The organism is Methyloceanibacter stevinii, assembly GCF_001723355.1.
Classification (GTDB): domain Bacteria; phylum Pseudomonadota; class Alphaproteobacteria; order Rhizobiales; family Methyloligellaceae; genus Methyloceanibacter; species Methyloceanibacter stevinii.
Map to the genome: position 1 here is coordinate 452,501 of NZ_LPWE01000011.1, position 24,863 is coordinate 477,363.

Genomic DNA, 24,863 nt, shown 5'->3' on the forward strand with positions numbered 1-24,863 from the left:
CTGACCGCCAGCTAAGGTCCCAAAGTAATGGCTAAGTGTGAAAGGATGTGAGAATCCCAAAACAACCAGGAGGTTGGCTTAGAAGCAGCCATCCTTTAAAGAAAGCGTAACAGCTCACTGGTCTAAATAAGGGTTCTTGCGCCGACAATGTAACGGGGCTTAAGCCATTCACCGAAGCTGCGGGTGTGCTATGCACGCGGTAGCGGAGCGTTCCGTAAGCCTGCGAAGGAAACTCGTGAGAGTTTCTGGAGGTATCGGAAGAGCGAATGCTGACATGAGTAACGACAAGAAGTGTGAGAGACACTTCCGCCGAAAGTCCAAGGGTTCCTGCGCAATGCTAATCAGCGCAGGGTTAGCCGGCCCCTAAGGCGAGGGCGAAAGCCGTAGTCGATGGGAACCACGTTAATATTCGTGGGCCAGTGGGTGTGTGACGAATTCCGTATATTGTCTGATCTTATCGGATTGATCGGGCAATGAAGGAGTTCCAGGAAATAGCCCCCACGTGAGACCGTACCCTAAACCGACACAGGTGGACTGGTAGAGCATACCAAGGCGCTTGAGAGAACTACGTTGAAGGAACTCGGCAAAATACCCCCGTAACTTCGGGAGAAGGGGGCCCTGCACTTGGGCAACCAGGTGTAGGGGGCACAAGCCAGGGGGTGGCGACTGTTTATTAAAAACATAGGGCTCTGCGAAGTCGCAAGACGACGTATAGGGTCTGACGCCTGCCCGGTGCCGGAAGGTTAAGAGGAGGAGTGCAAGCTCTGAATCGAAGCCCCGGTAAACGGCGGCCGTAACTATAACGGTCCTAAGGTAGCGAAATTCCTTGTCGGGTAAGTTCCGACCTGCACGAATGGCGTAACGACTTCCCCACTGTCTCCAACGTAGACTCAGTGAAATTGAATTCCCCGTGAAGATGCGGGGTTCCTGCGGTTAGACGGAAAGACCCCGTGCACCTTTACTATAGCTTTACACTGGTATTCGTGACTGCATGTGTAGGATAGGTGGGAGACTTTGAACCAGGGGCGCAGTTCCTGGGGAGTCAACCTTGAAATACCACCCTTGTAATTATGGATATCTAACCGCGACCCGTTATCCGGGCCCGGGACAGTGTATGGTGGGTAGTTTGACTGGGGCGGTCGCCTCCCAAAGAGTAACGGAGGCGTACGAAGGTGGGCTCAAGCTGGTCGGAAATCAGCTGACGAGTGCAATGGCATAAGCCCGCTTGACTGCGAGAGCGACAGTTCGAGCAGAGACGAAAGTCGGTCATAGTGATCCGGTGGTCCCGTGTGGAAGGGCCATCGCTCAACGGATAAAAGGTACGCCGGGGATAACAGGCTGATGATGCCCAAGAGTCCATATCGACGGCATCGTTTGGCACCTCGATGTCGGCTCATCACATCCTGGGGCTGGAGCAGGTCCCAAGGGTTCGGCTGTTCGCCGATTAAAGTGGTACGTGAGCTGGGTTTAGAACGTCGTGAGACAGTTCGGTCCCTATCTGCCGTGGGTGTAGGAGAATTGAGAGGATCTGTCCCTAGTACGAGAGGACCGGGATGGACGTACCTCTGGTGGACCTGTTGTCGCGCCAGCGGCACAGCAGGGTAGCTAAGTACGGAAGGGATAACCGCTGAAAGCATCTAAGCGGGAAGCCCACCTCGAAACTAGTTCTCCCTTGAGAGCCGTGGAAGACCACCACGTTGATAGGCTGGATGTGGAAGCGCAGCAATGCGTGAAGCTAACCAGTACTAATCGCTCGATCGGCTTGATTGCTTTCATTGTCAGTACCCATCCTTTTTCGATGCGCTACCGTGCGTCGAAGGGCTGGGTAAGTTGAGACCAGATTTTCATAGCTAACCGTTCTTTGCTGGCCTGGTGATTTTGGCGGAGCGCCTACACCCGATCCCATCCCGAACTCGTCCGTGAAAAGCTCCAGCGCCGATGGTACTAAGTCTCAAGACTTGGGAGAGTAGGTCGTCGCCAGGCTTGCTAAGGACGGTTGGTTGTCTTCTGAGCGCGCGCCGCTATGGCAGGCGCTGCCTCTTGAAGCTTTATCGAGATATTCTCCTCTTCATGATTGTTGGCCCCGCTGTTGTTGGGCGCCTACCAAACAAACCGCCGTCTGGGTTTCCCAGCGGCGGTTTTTTGTGTTTGTTGGCTCTCGTTTCGAGAGGAGAGCCTTATGAGCCCGCCAGTCTGCCATGCGTTGGACGCTGCCGTTGCGGGGAGCTCCGCGTTGAAGTCTCGGCGCCGCCGCTTCTCACGTCGGCTTGTCATTGCCATGGGTGCCAGCGCATGAGCGCGAGCGCCTATTCGTTGACGGCGACCGTGCCCGCCGATTCGTTCCGGGTCGCCGCCGGGGTAGTGGTGCGTGGCGGCGCCAAGGGGCCTGAGCTCGAGCACTTTTTTTTGCCAGAATTGCCTCAGCTGGATGTTCACGAAGATTGTCGGTTTCGATGGTGTGGTGAATGTCAGGTCGGTGATGTTTGACGACCCAAGCTGGTCCGAGCCCTTTATCGAGACCATGACGCGAGACAAGCTGGCCTGGGCGTCAACGCCTGCGCGGCACAGCTATGAGGCGTTCCCGCCTATGGAGGACTTGCCGGAGTTGATGACAGCGTTCGCCGGGCGCTAGCCGGCAGCTTTGCGTGTCTCACAAGACCGCCGTATGGGTTTCCCAGCGGCGGTTTTTTGGTTGCCTGTTTTTTGTCTCAGCTCAGTGTCCTGAGGGACGAGGCGCGCTAGGCTTGTGTTCCTGACAAGAACAAGAGGGGCGCGAATGAAACGCCTTCCGAATGCATCGTGCTTTGCCGGGATCCTCGTTCCGGCCGTGTTGCTGGCCGGTCCGGGGCTCGCTTACGACGGCGAGGTCTACACGGTCTGCAAGCTCGACCCGAAGGGTGACAACTATCTGTCTCTGCGCAGTTGCCCGTCGAGCAAGTGTCGGGAGAAACTGCGGCTGCGGCCGGGGCAGTTCGTGCTGACGATCAACCCTTCTCCAGAGCGCGGGTGGCGGGCCGTGTTCGTCATGAGGGATATCAATGACGAGCGCGCCTATGAGGGCCCGCAAGGCTTTGTTTCCAACAAGTACATTTGCTACGTGGACATGACCGAGTAGGCCGGCGTTGGATCCTGCCTGCGGCGTTGTACCCGTTAGGGGGCATTGCGAACCGCGCTGGGCCCAGCCATAGTCCGCGCGCAATCACCACAAACCAAACGAGGAACGCGACAGATTATGTCTGACCGTATTGTCATGAGAGTGGGCGAGAGCCTTGTCGCCGGCGGACCGCCCGGCACGGCCGCGGAGCCGGAAGTGGCCATCGGCGAGATGGACGGCCCCATGGGCAGCGCCTTCGCCAATCTCCTTGGAGATCAGGTGAAGGGCCACAGCCGCGTGCTCGCGCTGTTGAACACCGACGTTATGGTGCGTCCGCCGACCATCTGCGTGAGCAAGGTCACGGTGGAGACGCGCGCTACACGAACATCCTCATGGGCACCGTGCAGTACGCCACGGCCATGGGTGTGCTCGACGCGGTGCGCTCCGGCGACATCCCGAAGGACAAGGCGGACGAGCTCGGCATCATCGTTTCGGTGTGGCTCAACCCGGGCATCGTCGACGTCGAGGATCTCGACCACCAAATCCTGTTCGACATTCACCGCAAGGCGACCTGGCAGGCCATCAACAAGGCCATGACCTATCAGCCGTCGATCGACTGGCTGCTCGAGAATCAGGACAAGGTCGTCCACAAATATTTCGAGAAGGCGCTGAAGGGCGAGTAGCTACAGCGTTCGTCTTTGGAAGAATCGAAAGCCGTCGCGGGTGCGCTCGCGGCGGCCTTTTTTTCGTGCTGCCGCCCTTAGCGGCCTGCGGCTTCTGTTTCGCAAGCGAGCGAAATGGCGCCCGGATCTGCCGCGCCCTCGCATGGAACGCCCGCGGCTGCCGCGCCGGGAACGACCGATGCCGCGCCGGCGAGGATCGTGGAGGCGCGCTTGGTCAGATTCTCCACCGGCTTCGCCTTCGCCGTCGAAATGCTACCCGTATATTCGTGCTGCCAGCGCCGCCCCGGCTTGAGATAGAAGGCGTTACCGCCGGCGACCGTCATATATTTTGCGGGGTAGGGATTCTTGTAGCTGGCCGCGTGGAAATGCATGGCCGGCCCGACTTTCGGGTGCCGCCCACCCTTCAGGACGGCATCGCTGGCCGACACCGCGACTTTCATCTGCTTGGGATCCATCCGCTTGGTCAGACGCCCGGCGCGAACTGTTTGTGCTGACCGACGACACCGCAGATCGTGTTGGGAAAGCGTTCGGACTCCAGCCGGTTCATGACCACCGTTCCGACGGCCATGCTGCCGTCGTAACTGGAGCGGTTGGACTCGAAATACATGGCCCGGACGAGGCACTCGCGCTCGTCCGTGGTTGCGGCCATGGGCAGACCGCCGGGCGAACGTCCCGTGCAGCCGCTGAGGCACAGCGCGGTTAGGATGACAGCGCTTGCCGCTGCCAAAAATGTCCCCCGGATGGCCAGTCTGGTATCCCCTCTGTCGCGAAGTCCCCCTCGCCCGGTCCCAATCGCTGGGGTCGGGCAGGTGCGGTTCCGGCCCAGACAGACCGGTACGCGCCCATGCTAAGCAGCAAAAGTTGCCCTGAGATTGACGCGTCGGACTTTCTAGGGTTTCTAGGCCACTAGGCGCCGCCGCTCAACGGATTCCTTCACGCTCCCGTTTGGAGTCCCCGTCTTGCGGTACGAGGGCAGGGCCTGCAAGCACTTGATTCAATGACGCTTGGCAAAGCGACGGAGCGCCGCACGTGACACCACGGCACAACACCCGAGGCCAAAAAGGGCCTAGAAGAACAACCCTGGTTGCGGCTCATTTCAGCTACTAGAGATTGTATATCTATGACGGATTTGGAGACGAGGATGGGGCGTGCGACGAGACACCGGATAGAAATCGTCCTCGCGCTTGCTCTTACCCTAGCTGCTTTCCTCTTCGTCGCCTTGGCCGTTTGGGCCGAGCAAGGGACCGGGATTTCCGTGTCCCAGGCCTGGGTCCGCCCGACGATCGGCGAAGGGCGCATTACGGCAGCCTATCTGAAAATCCAGAACATCGGGGACGATGCCGACGTGCTGCGCGGCGCGAGCTCTCCCAAGGCCGCGCGGGTCGAAATCCACGAAACGGAGATGACCGACGAGGGCGTCATGAAGATGAGGCCGCTCGGAGATGGTCTCGCCATTCCGGCTGGAGAAAGCGTCACCCTCAAGCCGGGCGGTACCCACATCATGGTCATGGGGCTCGACGGCGCGCTCGCCAAGGGCGCCTCTCTGCCGCTGACGTTGGACTTCGAAAAGGCCGGCGCGGTCGAGGTCTCCGTGCCTGCCGGGACGGGACCGGCCGATGCGCCGGGCGAGGCGGACGCCGCCGGCGAAGTCGATCACAGCCATCATTAGTGCACGGGTTGCGCTGCCCAGCGCGCCTATTTGCCGTCGCCGTGGTAGCCCGACAGCACGCAGGCATAAAGCGTCCGGGTCTGGTTCCGCACTAAGGGAACCTGGACCGGCGGAAGTTCGGTCACGTTGTCGAACTTTCCAATGATGCCGCGCCGGCAGGAGTGCACCGAGACCAGCAGAATGGGCTCCGGTACTCCGGCCACGAAGGGCCGCGTCATCTGGTAGTGATGATGCGGATCGGCTCTGCGCTTCCAGGCATAGATTGGGGTGTCCACGTCCCGCATGTAGTAGAGCAGCTCGGCAGTCATATCGCGCGTGTCCGCCAGGACGGCACCGTAGCGCCCCTCTGACAGAAGCTTGCGCACCGCGTCCGCCGTCTCCTCCCACGCGATCGACGACTGCAGGAAGGTCAGTTGCTCGAATGGTGTCCAGGTCCGCGCGAAGGCTGGGGCAATCCCGATCACGGCCGCGACGAGAATATGCAGGGCCATGGAGACCCCCAGCAGCACGCGGCGCCCATGCTCGATCAGGATCGCCGTGACGAATACCGTCGCGGCGGGATAAGCGGTGGCGGCCCAGTTGCCGTGCGCGCGTGACAGCAAGGCCTGGATCACCAGCGCCAAGAGGATGGGCAGCGAGAAGCTGAGCAGCAGCGTCTTGTTGGGATCGTCCGGGCGGCCGACATAGCGGATCGCGGCGCGGATCAGGACGGCAAAAAGGATCGGTCCGAACAGAGCGAACTGTGCCCCGACGAACTCCAACAGCTCGAGCGGATGCACATAGGGTGCGCGCCAGCCCATGTTGTCGCCGGTGTGCTTGGCCGTCGGCCAGCCGTGCTCGGCATTCCAGAAGATGTTCGGTGAGAACAGCGCGATGGCGATGAGCCCCGCCACGATGGCGCGGCCGCCCTTGAGCGCCTCGCGCGCCTCGCGCGACACGACGGCATGGCAGGCGATGCACAGCACTGCGTAGATCATGGCCTGCTTGGCCAGCAGACCCGTGCCGATGGCGAGCCCCAAGAGAATGGCGTAGCCCATGCTCTTCTGCTTCACGAGCATGACCCAGAAGAACATCATCAGCACCCAGAGGAAGATCAGCGGTGCATCCGTGGTGATCAACGCGGAGGCGTAGGAGACGCCCGGCAGGGTCGCGAAGACAATGGCCGTCCAGAACCCGACGCGCGCATTGAAGAGCGTGCGGGCAATGACGAAGAGCAGCCCGGACGCAGCGTATAGAGGATCGGGGAGGCGGCCCGCGTGCAGGCTTCCGACAGGCCGCAGGTCTCGCCCATGGTCCGGATGACCCAAGCGATCAATGGCGGCTTGGAGAAGTAGCCGAAGTCGAGGTCGCGCGACCAGGTCCAGTACTGGGCCTCGTCCATGACGAAATCGATCTTGGACGCATAGAGCGCCAGCAGCCGGAAAGCCAGCAGGATGCCGAGGCACAGGACCGTCAGAAGGGCGTAGCCCCGGTCGGATAAAGGCGGTCCAAACGGCGCGCCGGACGGCCCGGTCGCTTGCGATTTTTCGTGGGCGGACAAGATGGCTTCCTCTGGAGGGGCTAGGCGAGCGTCTCAACCCCTAGAGGGCTGAAATATTTAACAGAATTATGTCAGGAGTGGTGCATCCTACATCTGGACGTCAATCTTGAACATCACTATGGTCGCTTCGACCACCACTCGCGTTCCGTAGGGGATCATATGCCAGGCGATTTGGCGCCGGGCGGCGCCGTCCGCATCTCCGTTGTCATTCCTGCGTTCAACGAGCAAGGCAATATTGGTCGTCTGATCGAGGAGACCTACGACGCCGTGCCCGAGCCCATTCTTGGGGAGGTGATCGTTGTCGACGACGCCAGCGACGACGCGACGGCGGCCGAAATCAAAGCTCTGATCCCGGCTCATGGGACGCTGCGCTATTTGCGCCATGGGCGCCGGGCCGGCCAAAGCGCCTCGATGCGCACGGCGATCACGGCGGCGCGTTTCCCGGTGGTGGCGACCATGGACGGGGACGGGCAGAACGACCCGGCGGACATCGCAGGACTTTTTCGAGAAGCTCGGCGAGCCGGGTCGGAGCCCGCTCTTGTCGGTGGCGTGCGGGCCTCGCGCAAGGATACGGGCTCCAAGCGCTTCGCCTCCCGTTTCGCCAACTGGCTCCGCGACAAGGTCCTGGACGACGGCTGCCCGGACACCGGGTGCGGCATCAAGGTCTATCACCGTGACGCCTATCTCGAGCTGCCCTTCTTCACCAGCATGCACCGCTATCTTCCGGCCTTTTTCTTGACCTATGGCCATCAGGTGAGCTTCGCACCGGTCAACGATCGCCCGCGACTGGCAGGGCACTCGAAATACACCAATTTGGGCCGTGCGCTGATCGGTATCTACGATCTCGTCGGCGTAAGTTGGCTGCGCAAGCGCACCGATATCCCGCCCGTGGCTGAGCACGTCCACGGCGATGCCGCGAAGACTGGCGAGCGGCATATTCAACTTGTAAGCCAGAGAGGGTAACGCCCATGTTCGAGGGCCTCGCACAATGGTGGGCCGACAAGTCCGCCGCGGAACTAACTTGGCTTGGCATCGGCCTTTTCGCGCAGCTCATGTTCTCGATGCGATTCCTGATTCAGTGGATTGCCACCGAGCGCGCGCGCGCGTCCATCGTGCCCGAGACGTTCTGGTATTTCAGCTTCCTCGGCGGCCTCATGCTGTTGAGCTACGCCATCCACCGCATGGATCCGGTCTTCATCATCGGCCAGGCCACGGGGCTGGTCATCTACTCCCGCAATATCTATTTCATCTGGCAGGGGAAAAGGGTCGATGAGGGCCCCCCGGATGTCCCGGTGGAGGGCGAAGCCAAGCCGGCCAAGGGCGTTTGAGGCAAGCGTTTTGAGGCCGGCGGCGGGCCGCGGATCTTGGAGCACGCCGGGCTTTACAAAGCTGTCGTGAATCCCCTATTAAGGGGCCAGCGCCGCAGGCCGAAAGGGCCGCGTAAGTTTAGCGCTTTCAAACATCTTCGAACCTCTCTATAGGTTCTCCCCCTTCGCGGCGGGCCCATCCAGGCGCCCTCGCAGCCTAGGGGCGGCCCTTTGTTCCCAAAGGCCACTTGAATTGACGCGGGGTGGAGCAGCCCGGTAGCTCGTCAGGCTCATAACCTGAAGGTCGTAGGTTCAAATCCTACCCCCGCAACCAATTTCCCTAAGAAATACAGTAATTTAGGTGAATCGAGGTCCCCCGCCAGACCCCGAAACCGCCTAGCACACCTCTAGCACAAAAGTGACTTGCGCAATTCTCTGTGTTACACTGAGAGTTGTATGGAGGTGAGTCAGTTGGCGCGTCACGAAATTCTCGGTGGTTTGGTCCAGGTCTATAAGCGCGGTTCCGGGCGATATTGGCAGAGTTCGGCCTCGATCGATGGCACGCAGTACCGTGTATCGACCAAGGAAGAAGAGCTTTCCAGAGCCAAAGATTTCGCCGAGGACTGGTATCTCGCTTACGCGGTAAGGCGCGCGCCGGTCTTCTCACCTCAGAAAAGACGTTCGATCAGGCTGCCGACCAGTTTGAAAAAGAGTACGAGATTATCACGGAAGGTCATCGCAGCCCGGCATGGGTGAAGGGGCACAAAATCCGCCTTCGCCTCCATCTTCGTCCATTCTTCGGAAAACTGGGCCTCTCGGGGGTCACACCCGGCAAGGTCCAGGAATATCGGATGCACCGGGCGACGACGTCCCCCACGGGCAAACCGCCTGCCCGCAGCACGCTCCATGATGAGATTGTGACCTTGCGCCAGGTTCTGAAGACAGCTATCCGGCATGGTTGGCTGTCGCACCTGCCTGATCTCTCTCCGCCCTATCGCACGCAAGGCAAGATCGTTCATCGGCCATGGTTTAGCCCGGCCGAATACAAACAGCTCTATACTGCCACCCGCGAGCACGCAAAAACCGTCCGCGACCGGGATAAGTGGAGCGCGGAGCAGTTGCACGACTACGTCCTCTTCATGGCCAACACGGGCCTTCGCCCGGACGAAGCCAGGAACCTCCAGCACCGCGACGTGAGCGTGGTGAACGATGCGGCCACCAACCAGCGCATTCTCGAGATCGAAGTGCGTGGAAAACGGGGCGTCGGTTTCTGCAAAAGCATGCCGGGCGCGGTGCAGCCTTACCACGTCTGCGCAAGCGGGCGAAGCCCGTGCCCAAACAGCCAAAGGCTGAAGACTCTCTTGAACCAGAGGCAAGCCTTCCCGACGCGACCGATCCCGTGTTCCCCGGCAATCACATCAAGATGTTCAATGGCATCCTGCGTCGCTCAAAACTGAAATTGGATCGGGAAGGGAACAAACGAACCGCCTACAGCCTGCGCCACACATATATCTGTATGCGTCTGATAGAGGGCGCCGATATCTACGCCCTCGCAAAAAACTGCCGAACCAGCGTCGAGATGATCCAGAAATTTTATGCCGCGCATATCAAGGACTTGCTCGATACCTCGGCCATCAACGTCATGCGTCCAAAGCGGCCGCCCGCCACAAAGAATAGCGACGGTGGCCTGGAAGGCTTACAGCTTTAGCGTCCAGACTTTGACCTCCCGAAAAGAGAGACGCTTGCCGGCTCGAAGAATGCACACCGCTTGGCTTGTGTGCCCGCGGGGCTCGGGCCCATTTGCGGTTGATCGCGAAGGCGATCCGGGAGTTCAAGTCACTACTCCTGAGTATGGCGCATTCACTTCAGCCTATGTAGGCACAGCCAGAAACAACTGTGCCATCTGAACTGCGCATTGCAGAGCCAGCGCGGGGCTAGCGCACCCTCTCTTCCATGTCAGCAGTGGCGGCGAGCGCCTTCGTCGCGACCTGTCGGGCCTGTGCGCCGAAGCGTTGTGAGTATTCGCGGATGTCTTTGGGATAGCTGTGTGCGATGCCACGATCCGACATCAACGGCAGCAGCCGGTCATAATAAAAATAGGCAGCCTCCAGCGCGACGCTCAAATCTGGGTATCTGGGCTTGTTTCTCGGTCTCAGATATTCTTCGTTGAAGTGCGCCGCGTGATTGTCGCGATAGCCCTTCATGCGATTCCAGTAATCCTGCCAGGCGCTTTCCGGAATTCCGATGGCCTCGAGCAGTCCTTTCCGGAACTTATCGTGTTCGTCTTTGTGAATAATAGTCTTCCAGTGAACCGGCTGGCGGCTGTCTGAGCCGAACAGCTTCGACCACTCGATTACCGCCATATCGAGGCAATCGCCATATAGAACGCGCCAGAAATTAAGGCGCGGCTCCGGATCGCACCCCTGGAGGGCCCGCTTGATTTGAGCGTTCCGGACAAAAGAGGCGATGCCTGCCACGACGTATTTCATATCGGTGTTGTGCATTGCCCGCCTACCGCGGCTTCATCGGCGCACGACTATCTTCGCCGTCCCTCATCTAAGCGCGGATATCATGGACGCGCGCAGCGCGCGGTCAATAGCCGCCTGCACCACGTTCCGAGTAGTCGGACTTCGTCGGCAACGAGAACATTCAGTTCTGCTCATCAATTGTCCTGCGGACATTTCATTTCTCGCATGGTTCGGTGGTCAGTAGACTTATACGATGCCCCAGCAACGACGGGCTTTGCGAAAAAGAATCAGCTGTGATCGAGTGCATTCAATCCACTGGCCTGGAGGTCTCTCTATCGAAGAGCGACCACAAGGTGGGAGAAGACTGGACGAATACCGTCCCGACCGGCTTGTGGTGCGGGGCCATGGCCCAGGGCGCCGTGGCGACCGTCAGCGACCGGCACGGCCGGCAAGAATGGTTCGACGGACCAAAGAACGCGATCTGCAAAATTCTCCTCGATGAGGAAATCGATGCGCAGCATCTGCCGTTGCGTGACGGCACAATGCTCGCCGCCTTCGTGCGGGTTCTACCGGAAGCCCTGAGCGAGACCGTTGGCCCCGAATGGCTGGCCACGATCGAAATGGCGACGCCGTCGGCCCGGCGTATCGAAGGCACGATCGGTTCGACACTGGCTTGGCAGATGCTTGGCTGCCCGCTCAGCGGCGCGGCGCGGCGGCTGTATCTGACCGGTAAGGCCATGGAGCTGGTTTCCGTGGTCTTGGATGCCTGCGTCCGGCTGGACGAAGCCGGGCAGAGAGGCGAGGGGTCCAGCGGGCTGCCGTCCAAGGACATCAGGCGGCTCTACGAAGCCCGCGCCATCCTGATCGAGAATCTCGAGAACCCACCCACCGTTCCCGCGCTTGCCCGGGCGGTCGGACTAAATGCCCGAAAGCTCGGCATGGGCTTCAAGGAGCTTTTTGGTTCATCCGTATACGCCTTTGTGAAGAACCGCCGCCTCGAGCACGCCCATCTTCTTTTGCAGAACGGCGACGTCAACGTCGCCCAGGCGGCCTATGCATGCGGTTATCAGCCCGCGCACTTCTCCGCGGCGTTTCGGCAGCGGTTCGGGATACCGCCAAGCGCGCTGATGTTGGGCAGAAAGCGACCTGTCTGATTGCTGTCGTCGTAATCCGGAGACGAGGCTCCGCGCGCCGGCTTGTCGAACAATTCCAAAACTCAAGCACCGTGCCGCGCAAACGATCGTTTCGCGAATGTTTCAGTCGCGAATCCGAATACGACGACCGTTGCGGTTCTTTCGCCCGAAATGCTCGACTAGGCGCAACAAAGAACGACGAGTTTTCGGGGGACGTAATGTCAGAAGTTTTTCGCGGTGGCCGTCGCGCGCCACTGTATTTGGTTGCGCCTGCCTGCCTTCTAATGCTGCCCAGCATGGCACAGGCACAAGCCGAGGATGACGGCTCAGCCGTCTCCTCGGATGCTGCAACAGCCGAGACCGAGGGCGCCGGCTCGACCGCCGCGTCCGATTCCCTTGAAGCCGAAACGGGGCAAGACGCTTCGCAGACGACGAGCGACGACGACTCGTCGGTAGTCTTGGATTCGATGGTCGTCGAAGCACCCGAAGATCCTCCGCCGGTACAGAACCGTAAGCCCGCCCCAGGACCGAGCCGGTCCGTAGCGGCAAGCTCGCGGCGGCCGGCGCCGAGTCCGGTTCCTGCCGAGGCGCCGGTCGCCTTGACCACGCCGGAGAGTGAACTCGCGACCGCTGACACAACGCTCACAAGCAATTTCGATCTCCTTCGGGATTTCCCGGGCTCGGCAACGATCGTTGATCAGTCTCAGCTGCAGAGTGAGCAAATTTGGACGCTGCGCGATCTCAGCGGAAGCGCGCCCAACTTCACCGCCTTCGACGGCGGTGGCAACCGAATGACCAATTTGAGTGTGCGCGGTGTTCGGGAGCAAAGCTACCAGTCCGCACCCGAGATACTGCCGAGCGTTGCCTACTATATTGATGACGTGCCGTCGCTAACGACACTGGGCCGCGTCACCGTGTTCAACAACATCGGCAGCATTGCCATCGAGAAGGGCCCTCAGAACACCGGGTACGGCATGAGCATGGCGGGCGGCGTCATCGACATACGCTCGCCCGATCCGACCGAGACCGCGTCCGCCTATATCGATGGTTCGTACGGCAACTACGATGCGCACGAACTCACGGCAGGCATTTCGACGCCCATCTTCAAGGACGTTCTGTACCTCTCGGCCGACGGGGTCTGGATGGGCCGCGATGGGTTCTACGACAACATTGCCTTCGGCGGCGATCCCTATGGCGACAAGTCCGCGCTTGGTGGACGCGTCCGGTTAACGGCGAAGCCGTGGGAGAACGTCACCATCGACTACCAGTATCAGCGTGAAGATTTCCGGGATCAGGCAGACCCGTACATCTACATGCCTTTGACCAATCCCGATCCCTTCGTGGTCAACTTCGATCGTCCCGGCCATGATGACATCACCCAGGACCTCCAATCATTACGGGTCAAGGCGGACCTTGAGGCTTTCGACTTCATGTCGGTGACAGCCTACCGACAGTCGACGTGGGACTATCTCGCGGACGCCATTCAATATGGCCCCCTTTACGCCGACTTCCTCGGCGTCGGCCTCGAAGATGTAAACTCCTTCACGCAAGAGTTCCGCGTCGCATCCAATACCGATCCGTCGCAGCTGGGCTGGTCCGGCGGAATGTTCTTTGCGCATACGACGATGGACTACGAAGGCGGCTTCCTCTTCAATGACGGCACACCTGCGGGTGCGCCGACATTGGCGGAGACCGACTCTCGCGATTTCGCGGCGTATGGCGAAGTATCCGCTCCCGTCACCACCGCGATCAGGGTCCTCGGCGGCATTCGCTATGCCTGGGCAGGACGAGAGGGCAGCAACGAGTTCGCGCCGCCCTTTATCACGCGGGGCGAGGAGGAGTTCGGCGAAGTTCTGCCGTCGGTGTCGGTGGTCTACAGCAGCAATCCGAACATCTCGTATTTCGGAAAATATGCACGGGCCTTCAAGCCGGGAGGCTTCAATGCCCGCACCTATGCGTTCGACCCGTATTCGTTCGAGTATGGGGAAGAGACGTCTGACAATTTCGAGGTCGGCGTAAAGACGCTGAGCTTTGCCGGAACGCTGGAGGTCAATGGCTCGATCTTCTATTCGAAGTTCCACGACTATCAAGACCTGACTCAGCTCAGCCCCACGACGTTCGGCATCAGCAATGCCGACACGGCGCGATCCTACGGCGCCGAGATCGACGCGGCCTATCAGTTGACGCAGGCGTCAAGCTGTTCGGTGCCTTCGGCTACACGAATGCAAAGTACGACTCCTTCGATACGGTGCTCGGGGATTTCAGTGGGAACACGATCAGCTTCACGCCGGAGTTCACGGCCACGTACGGTATCGAGTACCAGGCCGCGTCGGGGCTCTACGGCTTGGCGAGAGCCCGGACGACCGGCAGCTACTATCTCGATGATGCGAACACGGCTGAGCAGGATACCTACACGTTGGTCGATCTGACGGCCGGCTATCGCTGGGGAAGCTTCGACGCGTCGGTGTTCGTCCACAACCTCACCGACCAGAGATACGTCGTGAATGCCTTCGGCCTCAGCGGACCAAACGGTGCGGAAATCGGCAGCATTGGCGATCCGCGCACCTACGGTGTACGTGGCCGGATGACGTTCTGAGCCGTGGCTCACTCTCGCGCCTTTTGAGTGAATGCAATGCCCCAATCCTTAGCATCACAGGCCACGGAAGGGGGAGCGGCCCTGGCGGGCGGTTCCCCGGCACGGGATCAGGCGCTGCTGATCGCTATGATAGGCCTGCTGTACTTCGCCCAAGGCATCCCGCTCGGTTTCATCTTCCAGGCCTTCCCAGCCATGTTGCGTGACGCGAAGGCGCCGTTGGAGTTGATCGCCTGGGTGCCGGCGCTGGGCCTGCCTTGGGCATTTAAGTTCCTCTGGGCGCCTCTGGTGGACTCGCGCTGGTCGGTGCGCATCGGCCGGCGCCGCACCTGGCTGCTCTCCATGCAATGTCTGATGGTTCTGGCGATGGCAGGGCTCGCCGTTGCGCCGATCGGTCCCGACGCGGCGCTCCTTCCCATGTCGCTATTGCTTCTCGCGTCGCTCGTCAGCGCCACCCAGGATATCGCCACGGATGGGCTCGCCGCGGAGAAGCTGCGGGGAGGCGCGCTCGTCGGCGTCAATGCACTGTCTGTCGGCGGCATGATGGCCGGTGTGATGCTCGGCGGGGCAGGGACACTGCTCGTGGTCGACGGGCTGGGATACACCGCGACGGTATCGGTGCTTGTCGCCGTGCTGGGAGTCTGCGCGGTCCCCGTGCTCGTCAGGCGTGAGGGGCCGGCGGTGTATGAGGAGAGTGCCGCCAAAGCATCGCTCCTGCGCGGGATCAAGCGGCCGCATTTTTTCGCCGTCCTCGCGGTCGCGGGCCTCTATGCATCCGCGCACATCACCGAAACCTCCCTCACGAAGCTGTTTCTGGTGGACGCCGGTTGGTCGCTCGACAAGATCGGCGTTGTTGCCACGGTCGGGAGCCTGGCCATGATCCTGCCGGGATGCGGCGGCGGTTCCTGGCTCCTTATGAAGATCGGGACGTGGCGAACGGCAATGATCGGCCTTGTGATTTGCGCGACGGCGCTACTCATCATGCTGGCGTTCGCGTTCGGCTACGCGACGCCGACGTTGCCGACCGTTGCAGTCGCAAGCGCGCTAGGGGGCATCGGGCTGGCGCTTGCCGCGGTCGCCGTATTCACAATTGCCATGCGGTTTTCAAGCAGCGGGAACCAGACGGGGACGGACGTTACCCTTTTTAAGAGCGCCAATGTCGTCGGCGAAATCGGAGCGGCGAGTGTGGCGACAATGATCGCGGCCAAGGCCGGATACGGTTCGGGGTTTGTCTTCGGTCTCGGCATGTTTTTCTTGGCGTTCCTGCTCGTGATGTTTGCCCGCCGCAGAACAAGGGGTCTGCACCTGGAGCCTTAAGGCCTCGGGCCGGGCATGCCGTGAGCCACAACACAAAACAACAGCATAGGGGAAGACGTCATGACGGCACTGAAGGTCTCGGAGATAGCGAAAGCGTTGCCGCTGCTTCAGGTCACACCGGATATAGGTGAGGACGAGGCCATGGAGGCCATCACGGTACTGGGCCTCTGCAACGGCAGCCTCATAGGACTGGTCCGTTTCAGCGGCCAGACGGCCTGGGAGCGTCATCCGGCGGGCGACGAGTTTCTGCACATCCTCGCAGGCAAGACCCACATCACCGTGCTGGCCGAAGGTGGACCGATGCGGTTCACGGCCGAGGCGGGTTCGGCCGTCGTCGTTCCCCGCGGCCTGTGGCACTCGCAGTGTCCAGACTCGGAGGTCACGACAATGTTCATTACGCCGGCGGCGGGTTCCGAGCGCTCGATGAAGAAGGATCCTCGAGTTGCGGGTTGAGCCTGGCGAGATCGCCGACGGTAACGGATGCGCGGTCAAATGGTCGTAGGAGTTTTCATCCGGCACGGGATGCTCGACCCAAAGTCGGGGGCGAGGAGCGCTCATGCCGTGCTATCGCGGGCCAAAGCCCGGCTTTGGCGCCAGGGCTGTGCGGACTATTCGCAGATTGTAATGCGCGATCCGCAGTTCCTGCGAGCCTTCCGGCAGGTCCGGAAGCAGCGCTGCAATGCTGTGCAGTATCGCCGTCAGTTCGGTTCTCGTCATGCGGGCTAACTCGTTGTGGGTCAGGGCTCTCATCGTCTTCCTCCGCTTGTTCTTCCAGCCGCGACCGCCGCGGCCTTGATGGCCGTTGCCCTGCGGCTTCGATCCGGCGGGCCGCACCGACCACGAAAGTGGAGGCCGTAACGTCAGAGGAGGAGCGCCTTAGCGCTTGCGGCCATACGAGCCGGCGAGGACGCGGAAATGGTCATGGACAAGGCCGCGTGGGACGCGGAATGGACAGGAGAAAAGAGATGGCGGGTAAGGAGTGCAGCCAAGCCTGTTTAGAGGGACGCATCACAGAGAGAGCAAAGAGCCGTCCGTCGGCCCGGCGCGTGCTTCCGCTTTTCACCGTTTCACGGAACTTGCGCCGAACGCTCAGTGCACCTGAGCAAGCCCCACGCGTTTAAACCCCCGCGTCATGGTGGCGTGCGAGACGTTGTAGCGTTCGGCGACGGCGCGGATGGACAAGCCTTCCTGAGCAACTAGCGCATGGCCGTTGAGGATGTCGCCTATGGACAGGGCGTAAGGTCTGCCGGGCTTGTTCCCGCGTTCGCGTGCGGCCTCCAGGCCGAGCACAGTGTTTTCCTGGATGATATCGCGCTGGAATTCGGCAAAGGCGGCGAAGAGGTGATAGACGAGCTTGCCGCCGGGCGTTGCCGTGTTGATGCCCTCGGCGAGCGAGCAAAAATGGATCCCCTCATTTCGAAAGCGTACCAGCAGGTCCGAGAGGTGCTGGACTGAGCGGCCCAGCCGGTCGAGCTTGAGGACCACCAGAACATCACCCGCTTCCAAGGTCCTGAGTGCCTTATCGAGGCCGGGGCGTTTGGCTTTCCCGCCCGAGATCCCGTGATCCCTGAAAATCAGATCGCACTGCGCGGCCTTCAGCGCATCAAGCTGCATACGGAGCTTTTGGTCCTGGGTGGAAACCCGCGCATATCCGATGCGGCGCCCGGGAGCTTTGATGTCTGGAAAATAGAGGTACGTCATGTCGTCACCTCGCCAAAATCGATCCTTTTTGCCGAGACGACTGAGGCGTCATTGCTTGTCCCATAAGGCGTCCGTTTCCCGCCGGTTTTCAAGTATTCATTTCTCATTTCTGCGATATTTTCTCTCCTCTTCAATAACGATCGTTTATGTTGAGCAGAAAACTACAGTTGTTTTCAAGTGTGTGTACGATTGTATGCGGTCTATCGAGCGCAGGTGTAGCTGCAGAAGGCGAAGCTCTCACTAGCAAGCGCTTTCTGGAATACCCGCAGACCACCCGTGACAACTACATCTCAACCGCTGCCATGATGGCTGGAGTGATCGCCACGCAGAACAAGCCTCCGCAGGCTCGGTGTGTGGACCAATGGATATCGAAGAACCACGATTCAGGTTTCCTGCCGGTTGTGGATGCGATGAAGAAATTTTCGGATGTCCACCCCGCAGGCGTAATCATTGCAGTCCTGACGAAGGCGTGCGGTTCCTTCAAGTACAGTGACTGAGGCTAGAGCTTCGGGATCGTTACGGCAGCAGTTGGAGAGGCGTTTAGTTTGGCGTTGTCGTCGGCAAGCATGATCTCAACGCTTTCCGGCATCTCTTCCATAATCTCGGTCTTGAACTTTTCTATCTCGTCGGCGGAAGGTGGGTTGTCTTGATCGCTCATGCGGTCCCGAATGCGGCCCAGCGTATCAACCTGATAGCGTTCGATGTCGGTGATCGTTCCGCCGAGATGCTGCACCGCTGCTTTGTCAGATAGGTACTGCTCGTGGCTCGGTTCGTTCCCGGTCCACGCGATGCTGGCGGCATCGGGCTCGCTTACTTCTTCGCCGTGCTCGGTCCAGACCTTGCCCTTCTCATCTCTGAACACGCGCGTGCCGTCCTGCAGCGCGCGGCGCTGTCGAGCGTTGTCTGCAAGTCGTGCTCCGCTTTCGCCAGGGCACGACGGGCTTTTTCAAGGGCGCGTTCCGCCGCTTGCTCGGCTTCACGCAATTTATCGAAGGTGTCGTTGTAGAGGGCGGCGTACTCGGCGTTGTTCGACAGCATCCATTGCAAGCGCGTCATGGCGTCGGCGTGGCGTTCTCCTTTGGACTTGCCGTCTCTGATGCGTTCCCGCTCGTCCGGGCTCAGAAACCGCTCCAGTCGGCCCGTCTCGCGCCCGGCCAGTTCGTTCTGAAGGTCGTCGAAATCCTGACGGCGCACAGCCGCGAAGAACGCGGCCTGTAAGTCTATTGCTGTTTCCGGTGTTTCCCCCATGCGACCCCTATATGTACTATCAGTATATTTTACCGTAATATCGGAACTTAAGTCAAAAAAGTGAAGAATATATTCGTGCTGGCGCTGATATATACTTATTTCCTTCCAATATAAAAACAGATGATCTACAATAGTATTGGCTGAATGATTTCAGTCGGGGCTTAGAAACCCCTAGCATTATGCGGCTGGCATCAGCCGTTATTGGTGTGTCTTCCTGAATTTGGCGAAGCGCGCCAGAGATGTCGCTTCTCGGTTATGGACCGGGAGGCGGCGGTGCATGTACAGGCTTCCGCCTTTGCTCGCACTTCGGTGCAGCCAGGCTCGCGGCTAAAGATCGCCGCGCCGTTCTCATAGTGCAGCGGTTTCTAACTCCCGGTCACCAGAGCCAACGCTCTCGGTGGCCGATTGTTTTTCAACTGCTGTTTGGGGGAGAGTTCCATGCGCTTTGTTCTTTTGTCACTGCTTTGTCTTCCGGCCTTCGCCGCCGGGCCCGCCTTGGCCCAAGGCGCGGACGAATCGTCGTCAGCGCCGCTGCCGGTCCGGATTGAAACGGATCACGCCGTAGGCGCCTTCGTTTTCATCGTCGATGATCAGCCCGTTGCGGTGCTGGATAAATCCGGCCTGACCGTATCCGGCGATATCGCCTATGGCGGCACGATTACCGATCTCGGCTCTGAAGGAGTAACGGACCGCCTGAACGCCTCCACAGAAACGGAGGCCGCCAATGATTAAGCGCTTTCTTCCTGCCTTCCTCGCCTTCGTCTTCATCTTTACGAGCGTCCCGGCCATGGCGCAGCTCGAGGGGCACGACTCCGCGCCCGGCGATTCCTGCGCGGACCTGCCCGCCGGTGCCACGCGGGTGAACGCGAGCCCGGAACAGGACGGGACAGAGATCCTACTCATTTGCGACGGCAGTGTGTGGCAATCGGCAGAAGCAGTGGACAACCTCGGCGATCACACCGCGACGAAGGATCTCAATCTCTCGGGAAACAATCTGGTCAATGGGGGCTCGGTACAGATCGCCAATGATTCAGATTCCTGCACCTCCGGCAAAGACGGCGCGATCCGTTATGTCAGCGGCGGCGATCCGCCCTGGGAGTTTTGTGACGGGGGCGCAACGACCTGGCTCCCTTTTAAGCAACCCCGGTGCGAGGACGATGACACCGGGGAATGTTACCTCGACGCTGACCGGGACAACGACGATCCTGATTTCATTGCGGCAAACATCGCTTACGGCGTGACCATTCTGGGCGTTACCGGGACTTACAGCGGTGTCGGCGATACCGTGCCGGACGCTTTCAGCTTCAATGACGTGACGGATGCCGATCTCGATACGCTCATACTTTCCAACGGAATAATGGTTGGCGGCATCGACGCACCCACCGGTGTGAGTGTCTCCGGGGAGGGGAATGCCGAAATCCGCATTGATGGCGGCAGTTGGGTAACAAGCGGCCATATCGAAGCAGGTCAGACACTTGAAGTGCGCCTAACCTCCAGCGCTTCCTTCGGTACTGCGCTAGCGGCCATCGTCGATATCGGCGGTGTAACAGACGAGTGGAACGTCATCACAGTTCCGCAAGATACCGAACCCGACGCTTTCGCCTTTGCCGACATGGCGGATCAGGAAGCCAGTACCCAAATCACCTCGAATACCGTCACCATCAACGGAATCAATACGGTCGTCGATATCTCCGTCAGCGGGGACGGCAACCCGGAATACCGCATTGACAGCGGACCCTGGACTTCCGCCGATGGTACGATCGAAGATGGCCAGACCTTAGAGATCCGCCTGACCAGTGATGCAACGGCGGGCGCAATGAGCAGCGCAACCATCACGGTTGGGGAGCTCAGCGATCAATGGGACGTCACCACTATAGATGTCGATACGGTACCGGACACGTTCACCTTTGCCGATGTCACGGATCGGGTCGTAGATACGCTAGTCATCTCCAACAGCGTGGCCATCACTGGGATTGATGCCCCGGCCAATATCTCCATCACCGGCGCCGGCAGCCCCGAATACCGCATTGACGGGGGAAGTTGGACGTCCGCTGACGACACCATTGCCAATGGGCAGACTTTGGAGCTGCGCCTGACCAGTTCAGCCAGCAATGTCACGCTTCATAGCGCAACCGTGACAATTGGCGGGATCAGCGACCAATGGAATGTCACTACGATTTCGGCGGGTAGTGACTGCACGGACAATTTTGTGAGCTGGAAAGGACCCAGCCAGAATCACTGCTATCAAGCTTTAAGCACCATATACGGAGGAACAGCCGGAGATATGGTCACTGTTCCGCACGGGGCAACCCATACGGTCACTTCCGCTTCTCCGGACTATAGCGGTTCACTCACTTTCACCTGTGACGACGGTACGATCGTCAATGGCAGCAAAAGTTGCACATATAGTTTTAACGGACATTGGGATTTTGATAGCTCTTGCTCTAGCGGTTGCCCGGGCTCATGCGGATCAATAACCCTATGGGACGGATGCAATAACGTTGGCGGGAAATGTAGAACCAGTACTAAAATTCTGAGTTCCTGGATGACTATGAAATGCAAGTCTGGTGAAAGCCCCTTTGACCCAGACCTTTAACGCCCACCTCTATCCATCAGGTCTTTCGAGGACCCTAGCGGAGAGGCGAAGTCGTCCCATGTGTGCCGTCCGCTCCTGCGCCCTGGCAAAGTGATCAGGCTCCGCTGTCAAAAAGCGGGCATGCATGGGTATTCAGGCGGGGTAATCGAAAAGATGCTCGACCAGCACGGCGCGGAAGGTTCCGAACGACAGGAACGTGTTCTCCATCGGATCGCTGTGACCACGCTCCAGCCTGCGGCTGTTCTGCAGCACCGTGGCGATCGTGACCATGTGAATGAGCCGGGCGCGCGGCGCGTCGGAGGCTGACGGTCGGGCAATTGCCTGCGCACAGTCACAGAAGCACGGTTAACCCGCCCAACACCGCCGTGAATGTTCGCGCGGCGGGCAATCACAATCATACGTATTCAGGAATCGTTCCTGGCGGTGGTTCGAACAGTATTGTCACCGGTAGCTGCAAGTTTGGAAGTCCTTGTAGCGGGACTTCGGATGCCAATGACAATCCTCTTTCCGCGACCATGAATCTACGGACGGGCAGCCTGTCATATTCAAGCAACGGCAGAACCAGCACCGCCGGCAATCATACGCACGCAGCCACAGTTGATATCGCGCCTTTCAATGTGACGTCTACGAATACCGGTAGCGGGCAGCCCATCGATCTGCGTCCACCATATCGCGCCTTCCTGTACTGCCAGAAGGATTGACGCATGCGCCTCCTCGGCCGTCGTTCCGTTCATGCGTAAACGCGCCACGTGGCCCGTGTCGCGCGCATTGAAGGCGAGGCGTTGCTGTCATGCCCGTGAGGGTGCTTCGTCGGCTTTGACACTCAATCTGTCCGTGAAGTCTTCAGTGTGCCGATGATGCCGCCGCGCGCGCTGTCCGCGCTTGAGACCCGACAAGGCAATCACGCGCCGCTACTACAGGTAGATATTTGGCCTAAACGTACTTGACCGTGTTTTAAGTATAACTTATCTTTAAAACCGTCGTATTTGAGTTATCTATCCGCCTCCGGGCGGTGAAACCTAAGAAGGTCTATGCTTCTTGGCCTGGATGACTCTGGCGATTTAGGGGTCTATTGCTGCTATTCTCTCTTGTGCTCCTGGTGCTCGCGCTGGAGGCAACGGAACCCTTTGTGCCCGCGCTGAGCGGAGAGAGTAAGACACCAAAGCTGTGCAGCCGCAGGCCCGGTCCCGGTTCGCGTTAGTTGGGGTGTTGGCGCCATGAATGAACCGTTTCCCGCACGCAAAGGCGGCGTCTTCTCGAAGAGATCAGGCGGGGGCAGCGACCTCTGGCGAGGCTCACTTGTAGGGTTGGCCAATTCGCTTGCCGCCCTGATTACCTTTCTGCTTCTGCCCGAGATATACGATCGGACCGTGGAGTGGATCGCCCACTTCACGGCCGCGCATTACGGCGCGGATTTCGTCGATTTCTGCAAGTTCGCCTGGCTGATCCTATTGGGGTGCATCATCTTCTTTACGGCCCGCGCCGGCACCGTCGCCCTTGTCGTTTCCGGGGGGATGACGCTCGCGCTGAAATTCGTTTAGCCGGGCGGAGTGGCGATTATGGCGTCCTCCGCATTCAACGAGCACTTCCGCTTCGGCAGCGCCGGCTGGGCCGACGGCTGGGACCTGCGGCACGCCGGGCTGTATCGCCGCAAAGGCCCGCAGATTGGGTTCTTCGGCAGGCAACCTCTCTTCCTCGATAGCGACGCGCCCATGCTCACCATTGGCGGCGCGGGCTCAGGCAAGCTGCGCGATCTGCTGGGCTATGTCGTTTGCAACACGCCGGGCCAGCGCATGATTGTTCTCGATCCCAGAGGCGAGCTTTCGGCAATCTCCTGGCATGTCCATGCCTCTCACCGTGAGTTTGCTTGGTACTGGAATCCCTTCGGGCTGCATGGCCTGCCGCAGCATGGCTGCAATCCGCTGGACCTGCTGGATGCAAGCCAGCCCACCTTCCATGCCGATTGCAAATTCGTCGCCCGTGCGCTGATTCCGCTCACCGGAACCGCCGAAAGCAAATATTTCGAGCAGCGGGCTGCAAGCTGGGTCGAGGCTTTCCTGAAATTCGACGTCGAACTTCGCGGCGCGACGAGCCTGCCAAGCTCGCCTCGATCGTAAACATGATCGAAACCGGTGATCCTCACTGGCCGGACTATCTCGAGGCTATGCTGGCTTCAGACTTCGACGATATACGGCGAACCGCTGGCGAGATCGCGACCAAGCAGCAGGACAGCCCGCGTGAGTTCGGCTCCGTCATGGGCGAGATCTATGCTCAACTCGGATTCCTCGACGATCCGGTCCTGCTAAGCCATCTTGAGGCGTCCGACTTCTCGCTGGAACAACTCTGCTCCCCCGCTCAGGTGGGCAAGCTGTTCCTGATCGTTCCGGCGGAGTACCTCGCGCAGCTCGGGCCGGTCCTGAGACTGCTTTTCACCGGCAGCATTCTCTGGAAATCGCGCAGGCCCGAGGCGCCGCGCATCATGATGCTGGTCGATGAGGCGGGTCAGCTTGGCGCTTTCGACTCGCTGCTCCGGGCTTTCACCTATGGGCGCGGCGCCGGCATCCGTCCCTGGGCGCTGTTCCAGGATGTCGGACAGATCATCCGCAATTACGGCCCGCCGGGGCTGCAGGGCTTTCTCGGCTCGGCGCAGATGCGCCAGTTCGTCGGCGTTCGCGACTATGAAACGGCACGCACCGTGTCCGGCATGCTCGGCACCGAAACGCTGGAATACATCGATCCGCGGCTGGAAGAAGCCGCCAGGCATCAAAAGATGCAGGCGCTAAAGCGCGCATTCAGCGGCGACGATCCATTTTCGGCGATGCTCGACATGGCACACCACAGCCGGAATGCAGAAACGCGCTCCAAGCATGGCCGCAAGCTCATGACGGAGGACGAGATCCTCGCTATGCCAGACGATAAGCAAATCCTCTTTATCTCCGGTAAGGACCTGCCGCCCGTCTATGCGGACAAGCGGCCCTATTTCGGGTGCCGGGACATGGCCGGACGCTACCTCCCAAATCCCTATCACCCGCCCGGCGATCGTGTGCGGATCGCACGTGGTTCGGCTCCAAATGGGCGCGGGTCGTCCGGGAGGACGTGCCGAAGGAATTATCCGTATACCCGCAATATGCGGACGGCAGTTGGGCCTATGTGTATGGCTACAGGCCGTCATGAGGGAGAGGGGCGGATGAGCAAATCAGATCAGTTCGGAAAAGCCGCAAGCGGCGCGGCCACCAAGGCCGAGCTCGAGAAGCGCATCGAGGCGCGACCCAGGCCGAAGGTTGAGCGCAACCTCACGCCGAAGGGGCCGCAAATGCTCAAGCTCCGTCAGACGCTCGACCAGGCGAATGAGAACCGCATCAACCATCTGCGCGAGCGGCTCGATAAAGCGAAGGCCGGTATGGAGAAAGATCGCGGCAAAGCACTGATGCGCGGCCGCGCCAAGCAGGCGTTTGACCGGGGAAGGTAGCGGCTTCGACGACAGGGCATTCACGCAACATCCATGGAGAATGTA

26 protein-coding genes, 1 tRNA gene, 2 rRNA genes and 3 pseudogenes (1 of these 32 cut by a window edge) are annotated in these 24,863 nt (G+C 60.0%); 21 read left to right on the top strand and 11 right to left on the bottom strand.

Annotated elements, in window-relative coordinates; all coding sequences use genetic code 11:
• The 5 genes and pseudogenes from AUC70_RS08920 to AUC70_RS08940 form a co-directional block, all read left to right on the top strand.
• Positions 1–1,770, top strand: a 23S ribosomal RNA gene (locus AUC70_RS08920); it begins 966 nt to the left of the window's first position.
• A gap of 98 nt (positions 1,771–1,868) precedes the next feature.
• A 5S ribosomal RNA gene (gene rrf / locus AUC70_RS08925) occupies positions 1,869–1,983 on the top strand.
• A 168-nt stretch (positions 1,984–2,151) separates the two neighbouring features.
• Positions 2,152–2,632: pseudogene (locus tag AUC70_RS08930) on the top strand (GFA family protein).
• Positions 2,633–2,776: 144 nt separating this feature from the next.
• Entirely contained in the window at positions 2,777–3,115 is a 339-nt protein-coding gene (locus AUC70_RS08935) for a hypothetical protein (RefSeq protein WP_069444488.1), read from the top strand.
• A gap of 117 nt (positions 3,116–3,232) precedes the next feature.
• Positions 3,233–3,777: pseudogene (locus AUC70_RS08940) on the top strand (formaldehyde-activating enzyme).
• Positions 3,778–3,854: 77 nt separating this feature from the next.
• On the opposite strand, the gene AUC70_RS18590 reads toward AUC70_RS08940, so the two are convergent.
• Together AUC70_RS18590 and AUC70_RS18595 are read right to left on the bottom strand one after the other, a co-directional pair.
• Complete coding sequence (locus AUC70_RS18590) at positions 3,855–4,232, bottom strand: hypothetical protein (protein WP_069444489.1); 378 nt, start codon at positions 4,230–4,232, stop codon at positions 3,855–3,857.
• Positions 4,233–4,240: 8 nt separating this feature from the next.
• Entirely contained in the window at positions 4,241–4,504 is a 264-nt protein-coding gene (locus AUC70_RS18595) for a cell wall hydrolase (protein ID WP_342022009.1), read from the bottom strand.
• A 414-nt stretch (positions 4,505–4,918) separates the two neighbouring features.
• Here AUC70_RS18595 and AUC70_RS08955 point away from each other — a divergent pair, with 414 nt between their 5' ends.
• Positions 4,919–5,446: a copper chaperone PCu(A)C gene (locus tag AUC70_RS08955; protein WP_069444653.1), complete on the top strand. Its 528-nt coding sequence runs from the start codon at positions 4,919–4,921 to the stop codon at positions 5,444–5,446.
• A 26-nt stretch (positions 5,447–5,472) separates the two neighbouring features.
• On the opposite strand, the gene AUC70_RS08960 is transcribed toward AUC70_RS08955, so the two are convergent.
• Complete coding sequence (locus AUC70_RS08960) at positions 5,473–6,663, bottom strand: ArnT family glycosyltransferase (protein ID WP_244505575.1); 1,191 nt, start codon at positions 6,661–6,663, stop codon at positions 5,473–5,475.
• A complete protein-coding gene (locus AUC70_RS17980) occupies positions 6,561–6,986 on the bottom strand; it encodes a hypothetical protein (RefSeq protein ID WP_244505580.1) in 426 nt (141 codons plus the stop codon). The genes AUC70_RS08960 and AUC70_RS17980 overlap by 103 nt, the downstream gene beginning before the upstream one ends.
• Before the next feature lie 159 nt (positions 6,987–7,145).
• Here AUC70_RS17980 and AUC70_RS08965 point away from each other — a divergent pair, with 159 nt between their 5' ends.
• From AUC70_RS08965 to AUC70_RS08975, 3 genes are all read left to right on the top strand, one after another.
• Positions 7,146–7,949: a glycosyltransferase family 2 protein gene (locus AUC70_RS08965; protein ID WP_069444492.1), complete on the top strand. Its 804-nt coding sequence runs from the start codon at positions 7,146–7,148 to the stop codon at positions 7,947–7,949.
• 5 nt (positions 7,950–7,954) lie between these two features.
• Positions 7,955–8,314: a lipid-A-disaccharide synthase N-terminal domain-containing protein gene (locus tag AUC70_RS08970; protein ID WP_069444493.1), complete on the top strand. Its 360-nt coding sequence runs from the start codon at positions 7,955–7,957 to the stop codon at positions 8,312–8,314.
• 236 nt (positions 8,315–8,550) lie between these two features.
• Positions 8,551–8,627: transfer RNA gene (locus tag AUC70_RS08975), tRNA-Met, on the top strand.
• A 334-nt stretch (positions 8,628–8,961) separates the two neighbouring features.
• Here AUC70_RS08975 and AUC70_RS17985 read toward each other — a convergent pair.
• Complete coding sequence (locus AUC70_RS17985; protein ID WP_244505555.1) at positions 8,962–9,600, bottom strand: hypothetical protein; 639 nt, start codon at positions 9,598–9,600, stop codon at positions 8,962–8,964.
• 23 nt (positions 9,601–9,623) lie between these two features.
• On the opposite strand from AUC70_RS17985, the gene AUC70_RS17990 reads away from it, so the two are divergent.
• Positions 9,624–10,001, top strand: coding sequence for a hypothetical protein (locus tag AUC70_RS17990; protein WP_244505556.1), 378 nt, complete (start codon positions 9,624–9,626; stop codon positions 9,999–10,001).
• A 226-nt stretch (positions 10,002–10,227) separates the two neighbouring features.
• On the opposite strand, the gene AUC70_RS08985 is transcribed toward AUC70_RS17990, so the two are convergent.
• The gene (locus tag AUC70_RS08985) at positions 10,228–10,797 is read right to left on the bottom strand and encodes a hypothetical protein (protein ID WP_069444494.1); all 570 of its coding nucleotides are present in this window, start codon (positions 10,795–10,797) and stop codon (positions 10,228–10,230) included.
• A gap of 257 nt (positions 10,798–11,054) precedes the next feature.
• Between AUC70_RS08985 and AUC70_RS08990 the strand changes: the two genes are divergently transcribed.
• From AUC70_RS08990 to AUC70_RS09010, 5 genes and pseudogenes are all read left to right on the top strand, one after another.
• Positions 11,055–11,915, top strand: a complete 861-nt coding sequence (locus AUC70_RS08990; protein ID WP_069444495.1) for a helix-turn-helix transcriptional regulator — start codon at positions 11,055–11,057, stop codon at positions 11,913–11,915.
• Positions 11,916–12,361: 446 nt separating this feature from the next.
• Positions 12,362–14,038 (top strand): annotated as a pseudogene (locus AUC70_RS08995) (TonB-dependent receptor); the annotation flags it as partial.
• Between the two features lie 53 nt (positions 14,039–14,091).
• Complete coding sequence (locus AUC70_RS18375) at positions 14,092–14,490, top strand: TonB-dependent receptor domain-containing protein (RefSeq protein WP_342022013.1); 399 nt, start codon at positions 14,092–14,094, stop codon at positions 14,488–14,490.
• A 36-nt stretch (positions 14,491–14,526) separates the two neighbouring features.
• Positions 14,527–15,804, top strand: coding sequence for an MFS transporter (locus AUC70_RS09005; protein ID WP_083241433.1), 1,278 nt, complete (start codon positions 14,527–14,529; stop codon positions 15,802–15,804).
• Positions 15,805–15,864: 60 nt separating this feature from the next.
• A complete protein-coding gene (locus AUC70_RS09010) occupies positions 15,865–16,257 on the top strand; it encodes a cupin domain-containing protein (protein ID WP_083241434.1) in 393 nt (130 codons plus the stop codon).
• A 111-nt stretch (positions 16,258–16,368) separates the two neighbouring features.
• On the opposite strand, the gene AUC70_RS09015 is transcribed toward AUC70_RS09010, so the two are convergent.
• A complete protein-coding gene (locus AUC70_RS09015; protein WP_069444654.1) occupies positions 16,369–16,554 on the bottom strand; it encodes a hypothetical protein in 186 nt (61 codons plus the stop codon).
• 339 nt (positions 16,555–16,893) lie between these two features.
• Positions 16,894–17,505, bottom strand: coding sequence for a recombinase family protein (locus tag AUC70_RS09020; protein ID WP_069444500.1), 612 nt, complete (start codon positions 17,503–17,505; stop codon positions 16,894–16,896).
• A gap of 146 nt (positions 17,506–17,651) precedes the next feature.
• On the opposite strand from AUC70_RS09020, the gene AUC70_RS09025 reads away from it, so the two are divergent.
• On the top strand, positions 17,652–18,002 hold the full coding sequence (locus AUC70_RS09025; protein WP_069444501.1) for a hypothetical protein: 351 nt from the start codon (positions 17,652–17,654) through the stop codon (positions 18,000–18,002).
• Between the two features lie 2 nt (positions 18,003–18,004).
• On the opposite strand, the gene AUC70_RS09030 is transcribed toward AUC70_RS09025, so the two are convergent.
• Both AUC70_RS09030 and AUC70_RS16780 read right to left on the bottom strand, forming a co-directional pair.
• The gene (locus AUC70_RS09030) at positions 18,005–18,367 is read right to left on the bottom strand and encodes a hypothetical protein (protein WP_069444502.1); all 363 of its coding nucleotides are present in this window, start codon (positions 18,365–18,367) and stop codon (positions 18,005–18,007) included.
• Positions 18,316–18,753 carry a hypothetical protein gene (locus tag AUC70_RS16780; protein WP_141702046.1) on the bottom strand — a complete coding sequence of 146 codons (438 nt, stop codon included), beginning with the start codon at positions 18,751–18,753 and terminating at the stop codon, positions 18,316–18,318. Before AUC70_RS16780 ends, AUC70_RS09030 begins: the two co-directional genes overlap by 52 nt.
• A gap of 438 nt (positions 18,754–19,191) precedes the next feature.
• Here AUC70_RS16780 and AUC70_RS09040 point away from each other — a divergent pair, with 438 nt between their 5' ends.
• The gene (locus AUC70_RS09040) at positions 19,192–19,485 is read left to right on the top strand and encodes a hypothetical protein (RefSeq protein ID WP_069444504.1); all 294 of its coding nucleotides are present in this window, start codon (positions 19,192–19,194) and stop codon (positions 19,483–19,485) included.
• Positions 19,478–21,349 carry an autotransporter outer membrane beta-barrel domain-containing protein gene (locus AUC70_RS09045; RefSeq protein WP_069444505.1) on the top strand — a complete coding sequence of 624 codons (1,872 nt, stop codon included), beginning with the start codon at positions 19,478–19,480 and terminating at the stop codon, positions 21,347–21,349. The genes AUC70_RS09040 and AUC70_RS09045 overlap by 8 nt, the downstream gene beginning before the upstream one ends.
• A gap of 132 nt (positions 21,350–21,481) precedes the next feature.
• Here AUC70_RS09045 and AUC70_RS17160 read toward each other — a convergent pair whose 3' ends face one another.
• Positions 21,482–21,619: a hypothetical protein gene (locus AUC70_RS17160; protein WP_158007416.1), complete on the bottom strand. Its 138-nt coding sequence runs from the start codon at positions 21,617–21,619 to the stop codon at positions 21,482–21,484.
• 947 nt (positions 21,620–22,566) lie between these two features.
• Here AUC70_RS17160 and AUC70_RS09050 point away from each other — a divergent pair.
• Genes AUC70_RS09050 through AUC70_RS17535 form a run of 3 tightly spaced genes read left to right on the top strand, consistent with a single transcriptional unit; the run spans position 22,567 to position 24,818 of the window.
• Positions 22,567–22,890, top strand: coding sequence for a hypothetical protein (locus AUC70_RS09050; RefSeq protein ID WP_141702047.1), 324 nt, complete (start codon positions 22,567–22,569; stop codon positions 22,888–22,890).
• Positions 22,891–22,908: 18 nt separating this feature from the next.
• A complete protein-coding gene (locus AUC70_RS18380; protein WP_069444507.1) occupies positions 22,909–23,466 on the top strand; it encodes a type IV secretory system conjugative DNA transfer family protein in 558 nt (185 codons plus the stop codon).
• Positions 23,467–23,468: 2 nt separating this feature from the next.
• Positions 23,469–24,818 (top strand): type IV secretory system conjugative DNA transfer family protein, encoded by a 1,350-nt coding sequence (locus AUC70_RS17535; RefSeq protein WP_069444508.1) that lies wholly within the window; start codon positions 23,469–23,471, stop codon positions 24,816–24,818.
• The last annotated feature ends 45 nt before the right edge of the window (positions 24,819–24,863 follow it).

What these genes read in the sequence shown, in the direction of transcription:
- AUC70_RS08935 (WP_069444488.1), top strand. Translation starts at nt 2,777, where the DNA reads ATGAAACGCCTTCCGAATGCATCGTGCTTTGCCGGGATCCTCGTTCCG.
- AUC70_RS18590 (WP_069444489.1), bottom strand. Translation starts at nt 4,232, where the DNA reads ATGGATCCCAAGCAGATGAAAGTCGCGGTGTCGGCCAGCGATGCCGTC.
- AUC70_RS08955 (WP_069444653.1), top strand. Translation starts at nt 4,919, where the DNA reads ATGGGGCGTGCGACGAGACACCGGATAGAAATCGTCCTCGCGCTTGCT.
- AUC70_RS08965 (WP_069444492.1), top strand. Translation starts at nt 7,146, where the DNA reads ATGCCAGGCGATTTGGCGCCGGGCGGCGCCGTCCGCATCTCCGTTGTC.
- AUC70_RS08970 (WP_069444493.1), top strand. Translation starts at nt 7,955, where the DNA reads ATGTTCGAGGGCCTCGCACAATGGTGGGCCGACAAGTCCGCCGCGGAA.
- AUC70_RS08985 (WP_069444494.1), bottom strand. Translation starts at nt 10,797, where the DNA reads ATGCACAACACCGATATGAAATACGTCGTGGCAGGCATCGCCTCTTTT.
- AUC70_RS09005 (WP_083241433.1), top strand. Translation starts at nt 14,527, where the DNA reads ATGCCCCAATCCTTAGCATCACAGGCCACGGAAGGGGGAGCGGCCCTG.
- AUC70_RS09010 (WP_083241434.1), top strand. Translation starts at nt 15,865, where the DNA reads ATGACGGCACTGAAGGTCTCGGAGATAGCGAAAGCGTTGCCGCTGCTT.
- AUC70_RS09015 (WP_069444654.1), bottom strand. Translation starts at nt 16,554, where the DNA reads ATGAGAGCCCTGACCCACAACGAGTTAGCCCGCATGACGAGAACCGAA.
- AUC70_RS09020 (WP_069444500.1), bottom strand. Translation starts at nt 17,505, where the DNA reads ATGACGTACCTCTATTTTCCAGACATCAAAGCTCCCGGGCGCCGCATC.
- AUC70_RS09025 (WP_069444501.1), top strand. Translation starts at nt 17,652, where the DNA reads ATGTTGAGCAGAAAACTACAGTTGTTTTCAAGTGTGTGTACGATTGTA.
- AUC70_RS16780 (WP_141702046.1), bottom strand. Translation starts at nt 18,753, where the DNA reads ATGGGGGAAACACCGGAAACAGCAATAGACTTACAGGCCGCGTTCTTC.
- AUC70_RS09040 (WP_069444504.1), top strand. Translation starts at nt 19,192, where the DNA reads ATGCGCTTTGTTCTTTTGTCACTGCTTTGTCTTCCGGCCTTCGCCGCC.
- AUC70_RS09045 (WP_069444505.1), top strand. Translation starts at nt 19,478, where the DNA reads ATGATTAAGCGCTTTCTTCCTGCCTTCCTCGCCTTCGTCTTCATCTTT.
- AUC70_RS17160 (WP_158007416.1), bottom strand. Translation starts at nt 21,619, where the DNA reads ATGGTCACGATCGCCACGGTGCTGCAGAACAGCCGCAGGCTGGAGCGT.
- AUC70_RS09050 (WP_141702047.1), top strand. Translation starts at nt 22,567, where the DNA reads ATGAATGAACCGTTTCCCGCACGCAAAGGCGGCGTCTTCTCGAAGAGA.
- AUC70_RS18380 (WP_069444507.1), top strand. Translation starts at nt 22,909, where the DNA reads ATGGCGTCCTCCGCATTCAACGAGCACTTCCGCTTCGGCAGCGCCGGC.
- AUC70_RS17535 (WP_069444508.1), top strand. Translation starts at nt 23,469, where the DNA reads ATGATCGAAACCGGTGATCCTCACTGGCCGGACTATCTCGAGGCTATG.